The 19,986-nt window shown below is 61.5% G+C and carries 21 protein-coding genes and 1 other RNA gene; 14 read left to right on the top strand and 8 right to left on the bottom strand.

Translation table 11 applies throughout. From position 1 onward, the window contains the following. Window positions 1–113: 113 nt before the first annotated feature. Window positions 114–677: a c-type cytochrome gene (locus AB4Z24_RS06245; protein WP_441706620.1), complete on the bottom strand. Its 564-nt coding sequence runs from the start codon at window positions 675–677 to the stop codon at window positions 114–116. Between the two features lie 170 nt (window positions 678–847). On the opposite strand from AB4Z24_RS06245, the gene AB4Z24_RS06240 reads away from it, so the two are divergent. The 12 genes from AB4Z24_RS06240 to truA all read left to right on the top strand — a co-directional run bounded on the left by AB4Z24_RS06240 (window position 848) and on the right by truA (window position 11,243). After that, window positions 848–1,582 (top strand): 3-deoxy-manno-octulosonate cytidylyltransferase, encoded by a 735-nt coding sequence (locus AB4Z24_RS06240; RefSeq protein ID WP_441706618.1) that lies wholly within the window; start codon window positions 848–850, stop codon window positions 1,580–1,582. Window positions 1,583–1,609: 27 nt separating this feature from the next. Beyond that, the gene (locus AB4Z24_RS06235; protein WP_441706616.1) at window positions 1,610–2,521 is read left to right on the top strand and encodes a prephenate dehydratase; all 912 of its coding nucleotides are present in this window, start codon (window positions 1,610–1,612) and stop codon (window positions 2,519–2,521) included. A gap of 225 nt (window positions 2,522–2,746) precedes the next feature. Further along, window positions 2,747–2,842: signal recognition particle sRNA small type (ffs, locus tag AB4Z24_RS06230), an RNA gene on the top strand. 99 nt (window positions 2,843–2,941) lie between these two features. After that, complete coding sequence (locus AB4Z24_RS06225) at window positions 2,942–4,756, top strand: DNA polymerase III subunit gamma/tau (RefSeq protein ID WP_441706614.1); 1,815 nt, start codon at window positions 2,942–2,944, stop codon at window positions 4,754–4,756. A 48-nt stretch (window positions 4,757–4,804) separates the two neighbouring features. Beyond that, window positions 4,805–5,125 (top strand): YbaB/EbfC family nucleoid-associated protein, encoded by a 321-nt coding sequence (locus AB4Z24_RS06220; protein WP_441706612.1) that lies wholly within the window; start codon window positions 4,805–4,807, stop codon window positions 5,123–5,125. Window positions 5,126–5,191: 66 nt separating this feature from the next. After that, window positions 5,192–5,797, top strand: coding sequence for a recombination mediator RecR (gene recR, locus AB4Z24_RS06215; RefSeq protein WP_441706610.1), 606 nt, complete (start codon window positions 5,192–5,194; stop codon window positions 5,795–5,797). A 47-nt stretch (window positions 5,798–5,844) separates the two neighbouring features. Continuing rightward, the gene (locus tag AB4Z24_RS06210) at window positions 5,845–7,209 is read left to right on the top strand and encodes an MATE family efflux transporter (RefSeq protein ID WP_441706609.1); all 1,365 of its coding nucleotides are present in this window, start codon (window positions 5,845–5,847) and stop codon (window positions 7,207–7,209) included. 116 nt (window positions 7,210–7,325) lie between these two features. After that, entirely contained in the window at window positions 7,326–8,312 is a 987-nt protein-coding gene (locus tag AB4Z24_RS06205) for an NAD-dependent epimerase/dehydratase family protein (RefSeq protein WP_441706607.1), read from the top strand. A gap of 31 nt (window positions 8,313–8,343) precedes the next feature. Further along, a complete protein-coding gene (def, locus tag AB4Z24_RS06200) occupies window positions 8,344–8,859 on the top strand; it encodes a peptide deformylase (protein WP_441706605.1) in 516 nt (171 codons plus the stop codon). Between the two features lie 59 nt (window positions 8,860–8,918). Continuing rightward, window positions 8,919–9,866 (top strand): methionyl-tRNA formyltransferase, encoded by a 948-nt coding sequence (gene fmt / locus AB4Z24_RS06195; protein WP_441706603.1) that lies wholly within the window; start codon window positions 8,919–8,921, stop codon window positions 9,864–9,866. A gap of 78 nt (window positions 9,867–9,944) precedes the next feature. Then, on the top strand, window positions 9,945–10,373 hold the full coding sequence (locus AB4Z24_RS06190) for a hypothetical protein (RefSeq protein ID WP_441706601.1): 429 nt from the start codon (window positions 9,945–9,947) through the stop codon (window positions 10,371–10,373). Window positions 10,374–10,442: 69 nt separating this feature from the next. Continuing rightward, window positions 10,443–11,243 carry a tRNA pseudouridine(38-40) synthase TruA gene (gene truA / locus AB4Z24_RS06185; RefSeq protein WP_441706599.1) on the top strand — a complete coding sequence of 267 codons (801 nt, stop codon included), beginning with the start codon at window positions 10,443–10,445 and terminating at the stop codon, window positions 11,241–11,243. Here the strand turns inward: truA and folE are convergent. The 3 genes from folE to AB4Z24_RS06170 all read right to left on the bottom strand — a co-directional run bounded on the left by folE (window position 11,191) and on the right by AB4Z24_RS06170 (window position 14,625). Beyond that, entirely contained in the window at window positions 11,191–11,784 is a 594-nt protein-coding gene (gene folE / locus AB4Z24_RS06180) for a GTP cyclohydrolase I FolE (RefSeq protein ID WP_441706597.1), read from the bottom strand. The genes truA and folE overlap by 53 nt on opposite strands. A 221-nt stretch (window positions 11,785–12,005) precedes the next feature. Then, the gene (gene mgtE / locus AB4Z24_RS06175) at window positions 12,006–13,376 is read right to left on the bottom strand and encodes a magnesium transporter (RefSeq protein ID WP_441706595.1); all 1,371 of its coding nucleotides are present in this window, start codon (window positions 13,374–13,376) and stop codon (window positions 12,006–12,008) included. 310 nt (window positions 13,377–13,686) lie between these two features. Continuing rightward, entirely contained in the window at window positions 13,687–14,625 is a 939-nt protein-coding gene (locus AB4Z24_RS06170; RefSeq protein ID WP_441706828.1) for an alpha/beta fold hydrolase, read from the bottom strand. 421 nt (window positions 14,626–15,046) lie between these two features. On the opposite strand from AB4Z24_RS06170, the gene AB4Z24_RS06165 reads away from it, so the two are divergent. Then, window positions 15,047–16,165 carry a type III polyketide synthase gene (locus tag AB4Z24_RS06165; protein ID WP_441706593.1) on the top strand — a complete coding sequence of 373 codons (1,119 nt, stop codon included), beginning with the start codon at window positions 15,047–15,049 and terminating at the stop codon, window positions 16,163–16,165. Here the strand turns inward: AB4Z24_RS06165 and AB4Z24_RS06160 are convergent. The 4 genes from AB4Z24_RS06160 to AB4Z24_RS06145 form a co-directional block, all read right to left on the bottom strand. Beyond that, complete coding sequence (locus AB4Z24_RS06160) at window positions 16,162–17,331, bottom strand: NAD(P)/FAD-dependent oxidoreductase (RefSeq protein ID WP_441706591.1); 1,170 nt, start codon at window positions 17,329–17,331, stop codon at window positions 16,162–16,164. The genes AB4Z24_RS06165 and AB4Z24_RS06160 overlap by 4 nt on opposite strands. Beyond that, complete coding sequence (locus tag AB4Z24_RS06155) at window positions 17,306–17,872, bottom strand: isoprenylcysteine carboxyl methyltransferase family protein (RefSeq protein ID WP_441706589.1); 567 nt, start codon at window positions 17,870–17,872, stop codon at window positions 17,306–17,308. Before AB4Z24_RS06155 ends, AB4Z24_RS06160 begins: the two co-directional genes overlap by 26 nt. Before the next feature lie 42 nt (window positions 17,873–17,914). Further along, window positions 17,915–18,889 carry an NAD-dependent epimerase/dehydratase family protein gene (locus AB4Z24_RS06150; protein WP_441706587.1) on the bottom strand — a complete coding sequence of 325 codons (975 nt, stop codon included), beginning with the start codon at window positions 18,887–18,889 and terminating at the stop codon, window positions 17,915–17,917. 77 nt (window positions 18,890–18,966) lie between these two features. Beyond that, complete coding sequence (locus AB4Z24_RS06145; RefSeq protein WP_441706586.1) at window positions 18,967–19,668, bottom strand: DUF1614 domain-containing protein; 702 nt, start codon at window positions 19,666–19,668, stop codon at window positions 18,967–18,969. A 99-nt stretch (window positions 19,669–19,767) separates the two neighbouring features. Between AB4Z24_RS06145 and AB4Z24_RS06140 the strand changes: the two genes are divergently transcribed. Beyond that, the gene (locus AB4Z24_RS06140; protein ID WP_441706584.1) at window positions 19,768–19,968 is read left to right on the top strand and encodes a DUF2905 domain-containing protein; all 201 of its coding nucleotides are present in this window, start codon (window positions 19,768–19,770) and stop codon (window positions 19,966–19,968) included. Window positions 19,969–19,986: the final 18 nt, after the last annotated feature.

Below are 19,986 nucleotides of genomic sequence, written 5' to 3'. Positions count from 1 at the left end.
TTAACATGGGGTCTGTGACCGGGGATAAAGCCGGCCGGCCGGACGTGAAACGACCCTGCCAAGTGTCCCGGCAGGGTCGCAAAGTTTTCCACCCTTAGCGAGTTACAACGCCGTCATTTTGGCAGTGGAACGGGGGTATCTGCAAGCGTTGCCAAATAGGCGATTACATCCGCTTCATCAGAAGCAGACGGAAGCCCGTTGAAGACCATTTTGGTGCCGGGAACGAAGGTTTTGGGGCCGTGCAGGAAATGCGCGAGTTCGGCGAAGGACCAGTCGCCGCCCTTTTTCTTCATCGCGTCGGAATAATTGAACCCGGGATAGCTCGCTTTGGGACGATTGACGACGTCCCAGAGGTTCGGACCGACGGTCGGCGCTTTACCTTTTTCCGAGACGTGGCAGGCTTGGCACTTCTTGAAGATCGCCTTGCCGTTGTCCGCGTTTGCCTTCGCCAGAAGTGCGACAACTTCCTCACCACCCCCTGCGGCGGCGGCGGGCGCGTTCGCCGCAGCGCCTTCGGCCGATTTCGCGGGCCCGGCCGGGGCTGCGGCCGGCAGCACGAAGCCCGGCTTTTCAGGCGTGTGGCCGACATTCATTTCGATGATTGTCTTCGTTCCGAAAATCAAAAGCAGGGCCGACAGCACGGCGCCCGCAATCTTCGTGAATTCAAAACTATCCATTCCTTCCATTCCTTGGCTCCCTCTTGGTCTTCCCCAGGACGCGCAATTCAGGATGACGAGATCGATTTGCCGTATATAAGCTGGCCCGCCTCGCAAGCGCGTTGATGCTTTTTCCGATGTCGATAGCGATATCGGGGCAATTTGTCACCGAACAAAAGAACTCGAACGCAGTGCCCCAAGAAACTCTCATCCTCATACCGGCCCGGATGCAGGCGACGCGGCTTCCCGGAAAGCCGCTCGCGGACATCCACGGCAAGCCGATGATCGTTCACGTCTGGCAGCGTGCGACGGAAGCCAAGGCCGGGCGCGTCGTTGTCGCGACCGACAGCGCGGAGATTTTGCAAGCCGTGAAAGCGGCGGGCGGCGAAGCGGTGATGACACGCGCAGATCATGCGTCCGGCTCCGATCGCATTCACGAGGCGCTGACGACGATCGATCCGGGCCGGAAGGCCGGCATTATCGTCAATCTGCAAGGCGATCTGCCGACGCTCGACCCGGCGCTTGTCACGGAATGCATTGCCCCGCTTACGGCGGGCGAGACGGATATCGCGACGCTTGCCGCCGTCATTTCGGACGAAGAGGAGCGGGGCAATCCGAATGTCGTGAAGGTCGTCGGCACGCCGATCGGCGAGAACCGGCTCCGGGCCCTTTATTTCACGCGGGCGACGGCGCCCCATGGCGAAGGGCCGCTCTTTCATCACATCGGCATCTACGCCTATCGCCGCGACAGTCTCGAGCGCTTCGTGTCGCTGCCGCCGGGGACGCTCGAGAGGCGGGAAAAACTTGAGCAGTTACGGGCACTTGAGGCACAAATGCGCATAGACGTCGCGATCGTTGACACAGTTCCCCTCGGTGTCGATACTCCCGCCGACCTTGAGCGCGCCCGCCGCCTCATCGCGCCCTAACATCTTCTCCCGGACAATCGAACGGCAATGACAAAACAATCAGGTTCCGGCACCGGAGCCGCAAAAATTTCGTACCAGGGTGAGCCGGGGGCGAATTCGCATCTCGCGGCGCGCGAGGTCTATCCGGGCTTCGAGAGCGTCGCCTATCCGACGTTCGAGGATGCGCTTGCGGCGGTCAGCAGCGGGGAAGCGCGGTATGCGATGATCCCGGTCGAGAACTCTGTTGCCGGTCGCGTCGCCGACATTCACCACCTCATGCCGGATTCCGGTCTTTACATCGTCGGCGAACATTTTCTTCGCGTTCGTCACCAGCTGATGGCGAAGCCCGATGCCAGCATGGCGACGATCAAGCGGGTCATGAGCCACACGCAGGCACTCGGCCAATGCCGGAATACGCTGCGACAACTTGGCCTGAAGCCGGTTCCCGAGGCGGATACCGCGGGGTCGGCCCGGCTGGTGGCTGAGAGCGACGACCTTACGACGGCGGCGATCGCGTCGCGGCTGGCTGCAGAGATCTACGGTTTGAAGATCCTGAAGAGCGACGTCGAGGATCAGGAACACAACACGACGCGCTTCGTCATCTTCGCGAAGGAGCCCGACGATGCGGAGCCGGGCAACGGCCCCGTCATGACCACCTTCCTCTTCCGTGTGCGTAACGTGCCCGCGGCACTTTACAAGGCGCTCGGCGGCTTCGCGACGAACGGCGTCAACATGACGAAGCTCGAGAGCTATCAGGAGGAGGGCACCTTCAACGCTACGATGTTCATTGCCGACATCGAAGGCCATCCCGTCGACCGGCCGGTGCAGCTTGCGCTCGAGGAGTTGTCCTTTTTCTCGACGCAGACGAAGATTTTCGGCACCTATCCGGCGAGTCCCTTCCGGAAAGAAGCGCGGGAGCTTGCCGCGAGCGGACTCGTGCCGATCAAGCGTCCGAGCTGATCAAATAACCGAATAGATCCATTTTATCGCTCGTTCGGTAGGTCGCTGCCGACGAGGGATTTGTTGTCCCGCGACATGTTCGCGATAAGGTAGGCTCGAGGCTCGGAATTCGGTCCGCCTGGGCCTCAAGCCGATTGGAGTTCCGGGATATCTTGGCTCGTCCAATCCAAGAAATGCCTGTTGAGCAAAGGGTTGTACTTTTCGGCTGCCCGGCCCATTATAAGAACGGGCTGGCGACGGACGAATTCGTCGCCAACCGGGTCAGGTCCGGAAGGAAGCAGCCCTAACGATCAGAAGTCGGGTCGTTCGCCAGCCTTTATATTTGCGCTCACGGGCCGATGGCCCTCCGCGAGGGCGCGACTCATCGCGGGTCGCCTTGCTCCCTCGCCCCTTCCGGGCGAAAGGTTCGATCCAGGGATCATGGCAAAGAAAAAATCAGATGCGTCGGACGGCGTAGAGGCTTCTGGCGGCGCAGAGCCCGCGAAGCCTTATGTCGTCCTCGCGCGTAAGTATCGTCCTGCAACGTTCGATGATCTGATCGGCCAGTCGGCCATGGTGACGACGCTCCGGAATGCCTTTGCGTCGGGCCGGATCGCTCAGGGCTACATGCTGACCGGTGTGCGCGGCGTTGGCAAGACGACGACGGCGCGAATTCTCGCACGCGCGCTCAATTACGAAGCGCCGGGCTATGACAAGCCGACGATCGACATGCCGGGCCTCGGCGTTCACTGCAAAGACATCATGGAGGGCCGTCATCCGGACGTGCTCGAAATGGACGCTGCATCCAACACCGGCGTCGATAACATCCGCGAGATCATCGAAAGCTCGCAGTACACGCCGCTCGTTGCGCGCACCAAAGTCTTCCTCATCGACGAGGTTCACATGCTGTCGAAGGGCGCGTTCAACGCGCTCCTGAAGACGCTTGAAGAGCCGCCCGCGCATGTCCGCTTCATTTTCGCGACGACGGAAATCCGAAAAGTTCCGGTGACCGTGTTGTCGCGTTGCCAGCGTTTCGATCTCAGACGCGTCGAGCAGCCGGTTCTCGCCGAGCACTTCCAGAAGATCGTTGGCGCGGAAGGCGCGAGCGCCGATGGCGATGCGCTGCAGCTGATTGCGCGCGCGGCCGAGGGTTCGGTTCGCGACGGTCTTTCGATTCTCGATCAGGCGATTGCAATGGGCGAGGGGCACGTCACCGCCGCCAAGGTGCGCGACATGCTCGGGCTTGCCGATCGCGCGCGCATTTTCGATCTTGCCGAAAGTCTCTTCCGGGGCGACGTCCCTGCTGCGCTCGCGGGCCTTTCCTCGCTGCATCGCGACGGCGCCGAGGCGGCCGAGATCGTGTCCGATCTTGCTGAGGCGGTGCATGCAATCGCCCGCGTAAAAGCGGTCGGCGAAGAGCCTGCGGGCGAAGGTCTGACCGCGGAAGAAAAAGCGCGGCTGAAAGACCTCTCAGCTCGGCTGTCGATGCCATACCTGTCGCGTGCCTGGCAAATGCTGATCAAGGGTTTCGAGGAGACGGCGCGGGCTCCCAATCCGCGCGTCGCGGCAGAGATGCTGCTGATCCGTCTCGCCTATACGTCCGATCTTCCGACCCCGGATGAATTGATCCGGGCGCTGGGCGGTGGTTCGGTACCGGCGCGGCGTCCGGCTCTTCCCGCAGGTGACGGTAGCGGCACTGCTGATCAACGTGCGCCGCTCAATTCGCGCGCCAGCGCTCCGGTCGCCGAAAGCTTCGACGATGAGGCGGGGGATGCATTCGAATTCGACGACGGCGAGCCGATTGGCGGCGACGATGATGATGGAGAAGGTTCCAGTCCGCTTCTCGCCGCCAATCCACGGTCGTTCCCCGAGGTCATCGCGCTTGCGAGCGCGAAGCGCGACGTGAAGCTTACGATTCATCTCGAAGATCATGTCAGCCTCGTGAAGTTCGATGCGGTTGCCGGATCGATCGATTTCTTTCTTTTGCCCGAGGCGCCTCAAGAACTTCCCAACGAGCTGCGCGAGAAACTCAACGCCTGGACGAACCGGCGCTGGGTCATTCTTGTGTCGAAGGAAGCCGGCGCTTTGCCRGTCGGCGTCGTACGCAGACAACGCGAAGCGGCGGAGCTCGAGTCGCTCAAAGCACATCCGGCCGTACGCGCCGTGCTCGAAGCGTTTCCCGATGCGAAGATCGCCGAGGTGCGGCGAATCGCTGGGCGTGAGACAGATACGGACAGCGAGAGCGAAGCGGTCTAAAGCTCGCCACGATTTTTTAGATTTCGGCATGTTGCCGCGAGGAAGACAATGAAAGACCTGATGGGAATGATGAAGCAGGTGGGCCAGATGCAGGCTCGCCTCAAAGAGATGCAGGACGATCTCGCCAAGTCCGAAATCGAAGGCCAGTCGGGTGGCGGCCTTGTGCATCTGACTGTCGACGGCAGAGGCGAAGTCAAGCGCGTGCGCATTGATCCGAGCCTGATGAAGCCGGACGAGGTTGAGATTCTCGAGGATCTCATAGTCGCAGCCGCCGCTGACGCGCGCGCCAAGGTCGATAACATCATGCAGACCAAAATGTCCGAGATCACCGGCGGCCTTCCGTTGCCGCCGGGGATGAAGCTCTTTTAAAAAATCCGAACGATGTGAAACCCGCGCGGTTTCTTCCAAGCATCGCCTTCTCCGGCATCGCATTGAATGTCACGCAAAACGGCAGGTCCCGAAATCGAGCGTCTGGTGCAGCTCTTGGCGCGATTGCCGGGGCTTGGTCCGCGTTCGTCGCGCAAAGCCGTGCTGTCACTGTTGAAGCGGCGCAATGAGCTGCTCGTTCCACTATCGGAAGCTTTGCAGCAGGCCATCGCGAAGATCGCGGAATGCCCCGTGTGCGGCAATCTCGATACGGTTTCCCCGTGCAGCATTTGCGCCGACCCGCGCCGCGATCAGAGTTTGATCGTGGTCGTCGAAGAGGTCGGCGATCTCTGGGCACTCGAGCGTGCGGGCGTCGTGTCGGCGCAATATCATGTGCTCGGCGGACACCTGTCGCCGCTCGATGGTGTCGGGCCAGACAAGCTCAACATCGCGAACCTCGTCAGCCGGGCACGGTCGCCGGACGTGAGGGAAATTTTGCTGGCGCTCAACGCTACCGTCGAGGGCCAGTCGACGGCGCATTTCATTTCGGATCAACTCGCGTCGGCCGACGTTACGGTATCGCGCTTGGCGCAAGGCGTTCCGATCGGCGGCGAACTCGATTATCTCGACGACGGCACGCTCGCAGCCGCGTTCAAGGCGCGTCGCAAATTATAAAAAAAATGTAGGCCGCCGCCGTGGCGCGCCGAAGAGGGCCGGGAGCGATGGCAGAAGTCGAAACCGTTCGCCGGCGAAGCGAAAGCCCGCGGTTCGTCACCGGCTCGCTGCTCGGGCACATTCTGTCGATGACGGCGGCGGGCGCCGTCGGGCTGATGGCGATCTTCATCGGCGATCTCGCGAACATTTATTTTCTGTCGCGTCTCGGCGATGAGGCGATCGTAGCGGCTCTCGGCTATGCGAGTTCGGTTCTCTTCTTTTCGACGTCCATCGGCATCGGCCTGTCGATTGCGGCGACGTCGCTGATCGCGCCTGCGCTCGGGGCGCGGCGGCGTGTGCGTGCGCGCAGGTTGTCAGCGAATGCGCATGTGCTGGCGTTTTTGTTTTCGGCCATCGCGAGCGTTGTGATCTGGCTCGCGATCGGGCCGCTGCTCGAGCTACTTGGGGCGAGCGGCAGGACCTTCGAACTCGCGCGGTTCTATCTTCTCGTCCTGGTTCCGACGCTGCCTTTCCTGTCGCTCGGCATGACGTCGGCGGCGGTGCTGCGTTCGGTCGGGGACGCGCGGCGCGCGATGTTCGTGACGTTGTCCGGCGCCATCGTTAATACGATCCTCGATCTCATCTTCATCGTGCATTTCGGTATGGGTCTTGAGGGCGCGGCGCTCTCGTCACTTCTGGCGCGTATCGCGATTACGGGCGTCGGCCTTTACGGCGTCGTCGCGGTGCACGACCTGATGGGCCGACCGAAACTCGCGACGCTCAAGCAAGATACGCCGCCCTACTGCCGCATCGCGGGCCCGGCCGTGCTGACGAACATCGCGCCGGCCGTCGGTAACGGTTACATCACGCTCGCGATGTCGAGCTACGGAGACGCGGCGGTTGCGGCGTGGGCCATCATCGGGCGGATTACGCCGGTTGCGTTCGGCGCTATTTACGCGCTTTCGGGGACGGTCGGACCGATCCTCGGGCAGAACTTCGGGGCGCGCTCGCCGTCACGGATGCGAGATGTTTTTACGCTGTCGCTGTTGACGATGGCGGCCTTTACGGGCCTCGCATGGCTCGTTCTCGCACTCGTGGCGCATCCGCTCGCAGATCTATTCTGGGCCGGCCCTGAGACGCGTGAACTGATCGTGTTTTTCTGCCGCTGGCTGTCGCCTCTGTTCGTATTTCTCGGAACTGTTTTCATCACGAGTGCGGTATTCAATACGCTCGGCCAGGCTCACTATTCGACGCTGCTGAACTGGGGCCGTGCGACGCTCGGAACCGTGCCGTTCGTGGTGATCGGCGGGCATCTCGACGGCGCCGAGGGTGTGCTCGCCGGGAATATGATCGGCGGCGTCGCGTTCGGTGTTATTGCCATAATGGCGGGATATCGGTTGATCGCGCGAGTCGGGAAAATGCTGGCGCTTTAGGTTCACTAGTTAGCTTCTCTGGGCGTTGCACTTTTCGGCGACGCAGTTCTAGATCGTCCGGGGACGTCCTTTTTGCGCCGGTTGGTTTGCTGACCGGCAAATTCGAGGGAAACGGCTTGGCCATTGCGCAGCGCATTCTCGTGACCGGCGCCTCGGGCTTCATCGGCCAGCATGTCGTCAGGACGCTTGCGGATCGGGGTTATTCCGTGCGCGCGGCGTCGCGGCAGCCGATCATGTTCGACAGTCCGCGGGTCGAGGGCGTGGCGGTCGGGGACATGTCGCGGTCGTTCGCGGCTGAATTCCTGGTGCGCGGCGTCGATGCGGTGGTGCATGCCGCCGGTTTGTCTCATGCGCGCGCGAATTTGCCGGAGGCGGCGTACACGGCGATCAATGTGGGTGCAACTCGTCAGCTCGCCAGGGCCGCGCGGGCGGCGCGCGTGAAGCGCTTCGTGCTCATGTCGTCGATCCGCGCGCAAGTCGGCGTCACGTATCCGGGCATCGTCACGGAGGCGACGCCTGCCGCGCCGACGGATGCCTATGGCCGGTCGAAGCTCGCGGCCGAGTCGATCCTGGCGACGACGCTCGAGGGATCGCAGACACACTGGACCGTGCTCCGCCCGGTGCTCGTCTACGGCGGCGGCGTCAGGGGCAATATGGGCGCCTTGATGCGACTCGCCGCGTTGCCGGTGCCGCTGCCCTTCGGGGCCCTCAAGGCGCGCCGGTCGCTCCTCAGCATCGGCAATCTGCTTAGCGCCATTCAATACGTGCTGCAGACCCAGACGGCGGAAAACACGATCTTCGGCGTGGCCGATCTGGAGCCGTTAACAATAGCGGATATTATCCGGGCGCTGCGCCGGGGTTCGGGACGGCCGGAGCTGCTGCTTCCGGTTCCCGAGGGCTCCCTCGTGGCGGTGCTCCGGATGGCCGGGAAGCCGCATTTCGCCGACCGGCTGACGGGCGATCTGATCGTCGATCCCGTGCTCCTGCGGCGGATCGGATGGGCTCCGCCGGAGGCGACTTTGGATGCGCTGGTGGCGTCGGCGCAGGCGGGACCCAGTGCCGAGCGTTCAAAACCTGAACGGTATAGGGCCGCACGCCATTGACCGTGGCTCAAGGCTTTCATATGTCACCGCTATGACCGTTCTTCCAATCATCACCATCCCTGATCCCGTCCTGCGCAAGATCTCCGATCCGGTCGAGCGCGTGGACGATGCCGTCGTCAAGCTTATGGACGACATGCTCGAGACCATGTACGCCGCCCCCGGCGTTGGGCTTGCCGCCGTACAGGTCGGCATCCTGAAGCGGGTCGTCGTCATCGACGCGGCGGAGGATGGCGAGCCTCCGAGGCCGCTCGCGATGGCGAACCCTGAGCTGATCGGCGTCGGCTCGACGACGCGCGTGCACGAAGAGGGCTGCCTTTCCATTCCGGATGTTCGCGTCGAGATCGAACGGCCGTCGACGGTGACTGTGCGTTACATCGATCGAAACGGGAAAGAGCAGGAGCTGGAGGCGGATGGTCTGCTCGCGACTGCCATTCAGCACGAGATCGATCATCTCGACGGGCAGCTGATCATCGATTTCCTGTCGCGCCTCAAACGCGACATCATCATCCGCAAGTTCAAGAAGCAGGTCCGGTCGGGCGGGGACTGAATTTCGCGCGTGCGCCCACCCGATTGAAGGGCAGTCGCGCGCCAACACAGACGGGCGACATGCCGCTCAATATCATCTTCATGGGGACGCCGGATTTCTCCGTGCCCGTTCTCGACGCGATCGCGGCGGCCGGGCATCGCGTCGTTGCCGTCTACAGTCAGCCGCCAAGGCCGGCCGGACGGGGCATGGCGGAAGTCAAATCGCCCGTTCAGCGCCGCGCGGAAGAACTCGGGCTGGACGTCCGTACGCCGGTGAACTTCAAAAACGATGCCGATCGCGAAGCGTTCGCGGCGCTGAAGGCCGATGCGGCGGTGGTCGTCGCCTATGGGCTGCTGCTGCCGCAAGCGGTGCTCGATGCCACGCGGCTTGGGTGTTTCAACGTCCACGCATCGAAACTGCCGCGCTGGCGCGGGGCTGCTCCTATCCAGCGCGCGATCATGGCGGGCGACACGGTGACGGCCGTCAATATCATGCGCATGGAGCAGGGCCTCGATACGGGTCCGGTCTGTCTTGGCCGCGACGTTGCCATTCCTCCTGGGATGACGGCTGGAGAGCTGCACGATGAGCTGTCCCAGCTCGGCGCGAAGCTCATGGTCGAAGCGCTCGCCGAAATCGAAACTGGCGCGATCGATTGCGTGCCCCAGTCCACCGACGGCGCGACCTATGCTGCGAAGATCGGCAAAGGCGAGACGCGCATCGATTTCTCGCGTCCGGCGAGCGAGGTTATCAATCACATCCGGGGGCTTTCGCCCTATCCGGGCGCGTGGTTCGAACTTTCGATCGGCAACAAGCCTGAACGGATCAGGGTCCTGGCGGCGTCCGAAATGGATGGACGTGCGGAGCCTCGCACGCTCCCTGGCACGCTCATCGACGACCGCCTGACGATCGCCTGCGGCTCGGGGGCCATTCGCGTTGAGAGATTGCAGCGGGCGGGAAAGCAACCGATGGCTGCGGCGGATTTCCTTCGCGGGACGCGACTTCCGGCCGGAACGCGTCTTGGCTGTTAATCATAGGTGCGAATGGGACTGAGACTTTCGCTCCATGCGGTTAATCTCGGGTCGATTCATCGGTCCGGAGAACCAGCCGTGCTTCGAAAGTTTGTGCTTCTTCTTTCCATCGGCGGTTCGGCCATCTCTCTGCTCGCGGCGTCAGCGAATGCGGATCGCTTCACGACCCGGATCGAGACGCGTCCCTATTACGGCGCCGTCGTCACGCTCGAGCACGGCGTTCGCGTTTATCGGCCTTTGCCGCCGGATCGCTACGTGATCATCAATCCGGACCGGGTGCCCCTGTCGCTCAGCATCAGCGACACGAATATTTACGGACGGAACTCATCCGCGGGCTATGGCGGCAATGCTTATGCGGGCGATGGGCTTTATCGTGCGCCGGCATCGGGACTGGCTTATCAGTGGCGGCCGGGTTTCTATCATATCGGCGGGCCTCGCGATGAAACGCACTTCCGGCACCGCCGGCCGCCGAACGACAAGCCGCAAGAAATTCAACCCGCGCCTTAGCAAAGGGCCGTTGAGGCGCTGCCCGGCAAAGGCTAGGGATGGCGGAAACCGCTTTTCAACCTGAGCCCAATGCCCCGCTACCGCATTACCATTGAATACGACGGCACGCCTTTCGTCGGCTGGCAGCGGCAGGCCGAAGGTCTATCGATCCAAGGCTTGCTCGAAGAGGCGATCCGGAAATTCACCGGCGAAACGGTCGGTGTGCGCGGCGCCGGGCGGACCGACGCGGGCGTTCATGCGCTGGGGCAGGTCGCGCATTTCGATCTAACGAAAGACTGGGCGGCAACGCGCGTTCGCGATGCGATGAATTTTCATTTGCGTCCGCACCCGATCGGCATCGTCGCGTCGGCAGCCGTGGACGCCACGTTCGACGCGCGTTTCAGTGCGGTGAAGCGTCATTACCGGTATCGCTTGCTGACGCGCCGTGCACCGCCGATCCTCGATAAAAACCGCGTCTGGTGGACGATGCGCGATCTCGATGCCGAGGCGATGAACGACGCGGCGCAGGCGCTTGTCGGAAAGCACGACTTTACGACGTTCCGCGCGGCGCAATGCCAGGCGCAGTCGCCGGTGAAAACGCTCGACGTTTTCGAGATCAGGCGTTTCGGAGACGAGATCGTGTGCGAGGTTTCGGCACGGTCGTTCCTGCACCATCAGGTGCGGTCGATGGTCGGGAGCCTGAAACTCGTGGGCGAGGGGAAGTGGTCGCGCGATGATCTGGCGGCAGCGCTTGCCGCGCGCGACCGCGAAGCGTGCGGGCCGGTTTCGCCCGCATCCGGACTTTATCTCGTTGCCGTCGATTATCCGGAAGACGCCGTTACGACGTCTTCGAGTCCTCGGTCACGATCGCCAGAAATTCCTGACGCGTAAGCGGATTGTCGCGGAAGGCGCCGAGCATGCGGCTCGTCACCATGTCGGTTCCTGGCTTAAGGACGCCGCGCGTCGTCATGCAGTGATGCTCGGCCTTGATCACGACGGCGACGCCCTGCGGCTTCAGCACGTCCTGGATCGTGTTGGCGATCTGCGCGGTCATCTTCTCCTGGATCTGGAGACGCTTGGCGTAAGCATCGACGACGCGGGCAAGCTTCGAGATGCCGACGACGCGGCCATCAGGAATATAGCCGACCCAGGCGCGGCCGATGATTGGCGCCATATGATGCTCGCAGTGGCTTTCAAAGCGGATGCCGCGGAGCACGATCATCTCGTCGTAGCCTTCGATCTCCTCGAAGGTCTTCTGGAGAATGGCTTCCGGATCCTGGTCGTAGCCGCGGAAATATTCCTCAAGCGCCTTCGCGACACGGGACGGTGTTTCCTGCAGGCCGTCGCGCGAAGGGTCATCACCCGTCCAGCGGATGATCGTCTTGACGGCCGCTTCGACATCAGCGCGCGTCGGCTTCTTTTCTGAATTCATTTGAGAACACTGGTTGTTATGGGATGGAGCAGTCACGGCAACAGGCACCGATGACTGCCCTTATAGACCCATCGGATTCGCCACCGCAAACGTCACCTTGCCGCCGCTAGATGGGGGCCGAGGTGGCGTTTGTCGATATTGGAGACTTGTCGCAGTTAATTTGGGCATGCCTGGAGAACGCTGGAGATCGTCATCCGGGCCCTCCATTGGCTTTTTTGCAGTCAAAGCAGCGTGCCGCGTAGAACGAGGAGCGCTACGCTGAAATAGATCATCAAGCCGGTAACGTCGACCAGCGTCGCGACGAATGGGGCGGAGGCGCTCGCCGGGTCGAAGTTGAGACGTTTCAGCACGAACGGCAGCATCGAGCCCGCAAACGAGCCGAAGGTCACGATGCCGACAAGCCCCAAGCCAACCGTCAGCGCCACCAATTGCCAGTGCTCGCCATAATCGAAGATGCCAAGCTTCTGCCATAGCGTTATGCGGGCCATGCCGATGACGCCCAGGATGGCTCCGAGCGTCACGCCCGTCGGGATCTCCCTCACGGCCACGCGCCACCAGTCGCGCAGCCGCAGCTGGCCGAGCGCCAGAGCGCGAATAAGGAGCGAGGTCGCCTGCGAACCGGAGTTACCGCCGGAACTCATGATGAGCGGAATGAAAAGGGTGAGCACAACTGCTTTTTCCAGCTCGTCCGAGTAATGCTGCATGGCGCTGGCTGTCAGCATTTCGCCGAGAAAGAGCGCGCACAGCCAGCCGGCGCGTTTGCGGATCATCTCGACGAAGCCGATTTGAAGATAGGGCTCGGCGATGCCTTCGACGCCACCGAATTTCTGGACGTCTTCCGTACTTTCCGCGAGGATTGTGTCGATGACGTCGTCAACGGTCACGATGCCCAGCACGCGATGCCGGGCGTTGAGGACGGGCACGGCGAGAAGGTCGTGGATCGAGATTAGGCGCGCCACTTCCTCCCGGTCGGTGTCGGGTCCGACCCATAGGGGTTCGCGGTCAGGCGCGAGTTCGAGTATCGGCTGATCGGGCTGCCCCATGATCAGCTGGCGCAGTGTCACGGTCTGCACCAGCGCGCGCGATTGCGGATCGAGGACGTAAATCGCGTAGACCGTCTCGCGGGTGTGCTCTACCTCGCGGATAAGTTTAAACGTTTCGGCCACGGTGAAGGTCGAAGGAACGCTGACGAACTCCGTCGTCATCAAGCTGCCGGCCGTGCCCTCGGGATAGGCGAGCAGCAGTTTCAGAGAGGCGGCGGTCTCGAAATCGACCAGGCTCAGGAGCTTGGTGCGGTCGGGCGGGTCAAGCTGGCGCAGCGTGTCGGCCGCACGGTCCGCCGACATGCCCTTCAGGATCTGGCCAGCGAATTCGTCGGGGAGTTCGAGGATGAGGTCGCCGGCGCGCGTCAGCTCGGGCCGGTCGAAAATTTCGACAACGCGATCGAGGGGCAATTCGGCGAGTATCGAGCCTGCCGTCTCGAGGTCCACCTCGTTGAGCTGGGCGACGATATCGGCGTCGTGCTCTTCGAGCAGCTCCACCAAGACAATCGGGTCGACGTTGTCACCCGAGGCGCTGCGGATGTTTTCCATGGCTCACCTTTCGATCCGCCGTTGCAACGGATCGTGGCGAGCCGACCCAAGGTCAGGCCACGAGCCGCAACGGCCGAAGCATTCGACTACTGTCGCCAGACAAGGGTTTGGGTTCCTTCGAAATCGCGGCGCCAGAAATCACGGCAACCACCCAGCCACTTGATCCAATTGCTATTAATAGTCAAGTGCAAGACCTGCCGTTTTTTTGGGGGGCTGTGCCCGGTACGGTGCGACAACGGTCCGCGTGCCGCTCGAAGCTCTTCGGAATGCGCGACCTGCGTTCGGCTCGGATGTTAATTCGCCGTCCTGACTAGTTCAGTTTTGCCAGGAACGCGCGGACCAGATCCGCGATCTCGTCGACGGCTTCGTCGAGAGCGAAGTGGCCGGCATCAAGTAAATGGATCTCGGCGTTGGGCACGTCACGCGCATAGGCGCCTGCGCCGGCCACAGCAAATGAAGGGTCATATTTGCCCCACACCACGAGCATGGGCGGCTGATGTTGGCGGAGCCATGCCTGCCACTTCGGATACGACGCCACGTTGCTGCGGTAGTCGTAGAAGAGGTCAGCCTGAATTTTATACTGGCCGGGCCGCGACAGCGATGCGAACTCGTCGGTCCACGTATCGGGGTTATATCGTTCCGGGCGCGGGCTCGTTCCGACGTGACGTTGCCTGCAAGCATCGAGCGATGTGAAACTCGACATGAAGCTTGCCTCGTTCGCCGCGCGATCCTGCCAATAGGCTTTGCGGGCTTCCCATGCTGGGCCGAGCCCTTCGATGTGAGCGACCGCGTTTTGAACGATCATCCCTCGAACGCGCTCGGGGTGTGCAAGCGCGAGGCGAAATCCGACGGGGCCTCCATAATCCTGCATGAACAATACGTAGCTTTTGACGCCGAGCTTTTCGGTGAAATCGCCGATCACGGCTGCCAGATGGTCGAAGGTGTAGGCAAATGTTTCCGCTGATGGGGCATCGCTATTGCCGAAGCCCGGATAATCCGGCGCAACGAGATGATAGCGGTTGGCGAGCTTTGGGATCAGCGTGTCGTACATCCGCGATGATGTTGGGAAGCCATGCAGAAGCAGCACGGTCGGGGCATCACGTGGACCAGCTTCGCGATAGAAGATCTTCAGGTCATCGACCGCGATGCTGTTATACGTCGTCGTTTGCGACGTCGAAGCCACCGTCTGCGCGTGCGCCGCGTTGCCGAAGAGTGCCAATCCAGCCATGAGAAAAGCTCGCTTGAGCATCGCGCCTCCTTCTATAAGCGTCTTCATGATTTGCGGATGACCCATTCGCTGTCTCCGTCTCCATATGACTTCGCCGCTTGCCAGAATATTTCCGCAATTGCTCTCGAGCGGCAAAAATGCCGGATAAATAGCGTTACGCTCTTGCGTGAAGGTTGTTCACGGCAGTCTTTTCTTTTAGGCGTTTGGATTTGCTCAAAACACACACTACTGACGATCTTTCGCGAATGCCATTGGATGTCAGCTTTTGCAGGCGATGCTCCCGGGGGTGACGGCGCCGTGATTTCGCGCGAATTGGATTTTAGGCGGAAGGTAAGCATGCTGACAAAGCCGATTTGGCGGACAATCGCGAAATGCCCTAAGTGTCTTTGAGGCGAAGGCGGCGTTTGGGCACATCGCCATTTTCGACCGACGGGAACGATCCATGACAGTGCTGCCGGTTGACTTCGCGAAGCACGTGCACAAATCGGATCCGAGGCCGGACCTTGGGCTGCCGGTTGAAATTCTTTCGATTGCGTCCGCCAACCCGCCACTCAAGGTCAGCCAGAGCGATGCGCTTGCCAATGCGGCGCTGATCTATCCGCAGTTCGCGAGCATGCATGGGCTTTTTTCGAATACGGGTATCGAGCATCGCTATACCTGCCAGCCGATGGACTGGTACCGGCAAACACATACGTGGGAAGAGCGCACGGACGTCTTCCAAAAGCATGCGTTGGATTTACTCGAGCAAGTAGCGCTCGAAGCAACCGCCCGCGCGGGACTGGCGCTTGGCGATATCGATGCCTTCGTCACCAATACGATCACGGGCCTCGCGATTCCTAGTCTCGACGCGCTTCTCATGAACCGCCTGCCATTTTCACCGAACGTGGAGCGGCTGCCGATTTTCGGCCTTGGCTGCGGTGGCGGCGTCGCGGGGTTGGCGCGCGCAGCGCGTTTTGCGCAAGGGCGGCCCGGCCGGAACGTACTCTTCATCACCGTCGATCTCTGCAGCCTTTGCGCGCGTCCGAACGACCCGAGCATGGCGATGTTCGTCGCTGCAGCCTTGTTCGGGGATGGTGCGGCGGGCGTCGTGCTGCGGACAGCTGCCAATGGTGCGAGTGAGGGCGGCAATGGCGATAGGCCGGTTGTGCGCACGTTCGGCGAACACACGTGGCGGAACACGCGGCATATCATGGGATGGGACGTTAAAGGCGACGGCTTTGGTGTCGTGCTCAGTCCGGAACTTCCGACGTTGATGCGTAACAATCTCGGTCCGGTGGTGAAGGACTTCGTTGGCAGAAGCGGCATGACGCTCACCGACTTCAAAGGATTCCTTTTTCATCCCGGCGGACGCAAAGTGCTCGAGACGGCAGAAGAGGTGCTCGGCATCGACAGGTCGCTGCTGGGGCACTCCTGGAGCGTGCTGCGCGACTTCGGCAATATGTCTTCGGCGACGGCGCTCTTCATCCTGCAGCGAGCGATGACCGCGGGCGACAAGGGGCGGCACCTTTTGGCGGCGTTTGGCCCCGGTTTCTCGGCTTATTTCGTGGCGCTCGATCTTTAGGTTCGCGCGTCCGCCGACGTTATCAAGCTGTCGAGACCGCTGAGGCGCGTCGCGGAGACAAGCATCGTCACTATGCTGGGGAAAAGGCGGGCTCCCACAATTCCGGCACGGCGAAGCCGCGCGTCGGCAATGACCCGGTCGAGAATCAACGCACGGCGAAACTGCGGCGTGTAGCCCGCGAGCATGCGACGCTGAAAGCGAGAAGCGCTTTCGCCCTTGAGAACGGCTTGAGCGGCGGCAATTCCCGATGCCAAAGCGAGGGCTGTGCCGTCGCCCGAGAATGAGGGGATTACGGCCAATTGGTCGCCGACCGGGTAGATCGTCTCCGCGATCGTTGCCGACCTCATGAAACCGTAGGGCAGGCCCGAGACAGCGAGCGGCTTTTCCCAGTCGGGTGTCGCGCCTTTGGTCAGTTCTTCAAAGAAAGGAGACTGCCGCGTGAAATAGGCCGATTGCGCGGCCCAACTCGTTCCGATGGATTGCAGAGCATCGGAACTCACTATCCATGCCATCGAGAGCGTTCCGTTCTCGATCATGCATAGCCCGAGGTAGCCGCCGGTAAATGCGATCAGATGGACGACACCCATCAGCGATGCGCGCGTTGCTTCCGCAGGGCGGAGATGCATTTTGAAGCCGACCATCGGCGCGTCGGGCCTCGGAAGCCCGCGGATGTTGTGTTTGCCGCTCGCAAGGGCTGCGGCACGGCATTCGAAAGCGGCTCCCGCCGTCTTAACGCGTACGCGACCTCCGCAAGCTTCGAGCCGCTCGACCGATGTCGCGCGATAGATCTTTGCACCGGCGCGTTCCGCTGCTTGCTGGAGCGTTTCATCAAGCAGAAGCCGCGAAATGCCGACCGCCGCGAAGGGAAGCTGCGCGCTGGCACGCGTCGCGCCGCTTGCGAGAGAGAGCGCTTCGACCGAACTGCCGCCGAGCGCGGCGACGTCGATGCCGAGATAGTGCAGCAGGGCTTGTGCGCGATCACTCAGGAATTCGCCGCACACTTTATGATGCGGGCCGCGCGTGCGTTCGAATATCGTCGCGCTCACGCCATGACGTGCGAGTTCGAGTGCGAATGCGGAACCTGCAAGTCCGCCGCCGACGGCTATGGCGTCCGCCGTCGTGCCGCCGATGGGCACATCGTCAGATTTCGGTTCGTTGTGTCGCAACGGCTTGCTCGGAAAGCGCGCGCCGAACCGAAAGAGCTTCGTCCTCGAGTTCGATCTTGTACGCTAGAACCGCGGTCCAGACCGCGCCCATGATGACGCCGAGGGCCAAGGCGCCGAAGACGGCCGGCAGCAGAAACGTCTCGGTGATCGTGACCGCGTAATTCGGATGGCGGAAATATCGATAGGGGCCGCGCAGTGTGACCGGCGCACCTTCGAGCGTGAAGATGCGGTGGGTCCAAAATCGTCCGAGCGTGCTGATGACCCAGTAGCGAACGCCTTGGAGAGCAATATAGATCGCTGCCAAAACGTAGGATGCGGTCGCGTTCGCAGGTATCAGGAAAAAGATGCTCGCGATCCAGGCGAGATGCGTCGTCGCGACGACGGGATAATACGATCGGCCCGCTTCTTTAGCGCCTGCTGCGATCAACGCCCGCGTGTTGCGTGCCGAGTAAAGCTCCTCAGCTCCTCTTTGGAGGAGGACGAGGAGCGCGATTATCTGCGGCAGGCCGATAAGGTCTGAAAGCATAGACTGGCTGCTCACGAATGAATTCGGTGGCACTCTACAATTGGATTGCCGCCATTCCTATCGGTTGCGATCCAATTGGTTGATCAGCCATTGCTGAACGGCATTTGGGACGCCCTGTTCGCAGGACGGAAAAGCGAACGAAAAGCCGGTGGATTTCAGCCGATGGTTTGAAAGCCGGTTTTCATAAGCAAGGCTGTCCGCTATGACATGGCCGGACAAAAGCCTCAGCATAACGAATGGCAACTTGCGGCCGCGCCCTCGGACGCCCAGTGCCTTCGCCGCAATCTCGGCCAATCGCTCGCCCGGAACGGGCAAGTCGTCGACGATGAAATAGCGGCTTCCAATCTCGCCATGGCCGGTCAGATGAAGAATGGCTCGCGCGCAATCCTCGACGTGTACCGGAGAGGTATAGCGGGCGGGACCTCGCAGGCCGTAGACAGGCCTGCCGTCCCGAAGCGGTTCGAGCACATACTGCGCGAACCAGGACCCGGCGCCATACACCCAGCCCGGAAAGGCGGCCACGATGGGCAGTCCGCGTGCGACGTATTCCGGCAAGGATTCGATGGCGGGAGCGAGATAGGGTCCCCATCCTCGCGGATGAGGAACCGCGGTCTCGTCGCAGATCTCCGGTCCGCAGTCCCCATAATAGCTGGTGCCGGCGACGTAGACGATCCGTCGCGTCTTCGCGGGGTCGATAGCTTTGAACAGAGCGCGATCCATGTCGAGCCGGTGGAGGCAATATTGTCTCGCGCGCTCCGTTGTAACGCGGCGGCCGAATGTCTGAGGCTGCGCGAGATGGATGACGGCGTCGGCCTTACGCACGGCTTCCCGCCATGCGCCCTCTCTGTAGGACAGGTCTCCGGTGATCGACTTCGCCCCGCGCGCTTCAAGCGCCTCGGCGTTGCCTTTCGATCGGGTCAGCGCATCGACTTCGTGACCGGCGGCGATTGCCGCGCGGAGGACATGGGCGCCAATGAAGCCGGTTGCGCCTGTGAGGAATAGTCTTTGGCCCATCTCGGACGCCAAGGTCATGGCCTCCATTCAGCTCGCGAAAAACGTTCATCCTCAAAGTCGAAGAAGTGAACGAGTCTCGGCCCGCAGAAAGTGGACTATCTGCGGACAACGAAGCTCGCGAAGATCACCGACAGGATGCCTGTCAGAAAAATGCCGTCGAACGTTCCGGCACCTCCAATCGATACGACAGGCGCTCCCATCGCTTGCAGATTGGTGAGATTGAGAAGGTCGGCGCCGATGAGCGTGCCTAGGCTGCCGCTGATATAGGCGACGGCTGCGACGTTCCGATCAGCAATCATCAGTACGACGATCGTCGTGATGATCGGGGGAACAAATGCGGGAATGGAAATTCCGAAGCCTTCCACGGGCGTCGCGATCATGTAGCAGACGGCTGCGACGAGAGCGGTGGCGATGCCCGCCCGAATCCAAAGGTTGTTCTTGATCAGCAGATATAGCGATAGGAGGCAGGGCACGAGGGCGCCTCCGACGTTCACAGCTATGACGGTTCCTGGCCAGTCGGCGACTTCAGGCACGACATAGCGCATCCCGAAGAAATCAATCTCCTGAGGAGTCACGACCTGCTCTTCCGGCAGATGCGCGACCGGGATGTTGATGTAGCTGCCGACGAGTGAGACGAGCAGCAACAACAACGCCGCGCGAGAACTGATACCGAGCCGTACATACGCGAAGTGCAGCAGTTGCAATTGGAGTAAAATAATGAGGGCGACAAATACCCCGACGAGGAAAATGAAAAACGGCGGGGTCAAAGGCAGGTAGTTCATTTGACTGGAATACATGTCGCCTGTCCCTGGCCGCCGGCCCTGGAGGGAACTTGCGGGATGAAACTCACTCCCCCATTCTTAGTTCAATAGTCCTTTGAGAACGATGAACGCTGGATGTCTCGGCTGTTGATCATTGTCGGATTGCTGCTTGTCGTCATCGGGCTTCTCTGGCCGGTGATCGAGAAGGTCGGGTTTGGGCGGTTGCCTGGAGACATCGTCATCGAGCGGGGCAACTTCCACTTCTACTTGCCCTTGGGAACAAGTCTGCTCGTGAGCGTAATCCTGAGCCTTATCTTCTGGATACTCAGCCGCTGAGTGCCGGCTTGATAAGCG

It is taken from the genome of Hyphomicrobium sp. 2TAF46, assembly GCF_052114865.1.
Lineage (GTDB): Bacteria > Pseudomonadota > Alphaproteobacteria > Rhizobiales > Hyphomicrobiaceae > Hyphomicrobium_B.
This window is presented reverse-complemented; position numbering and strand designations above follow the sequence as displayed.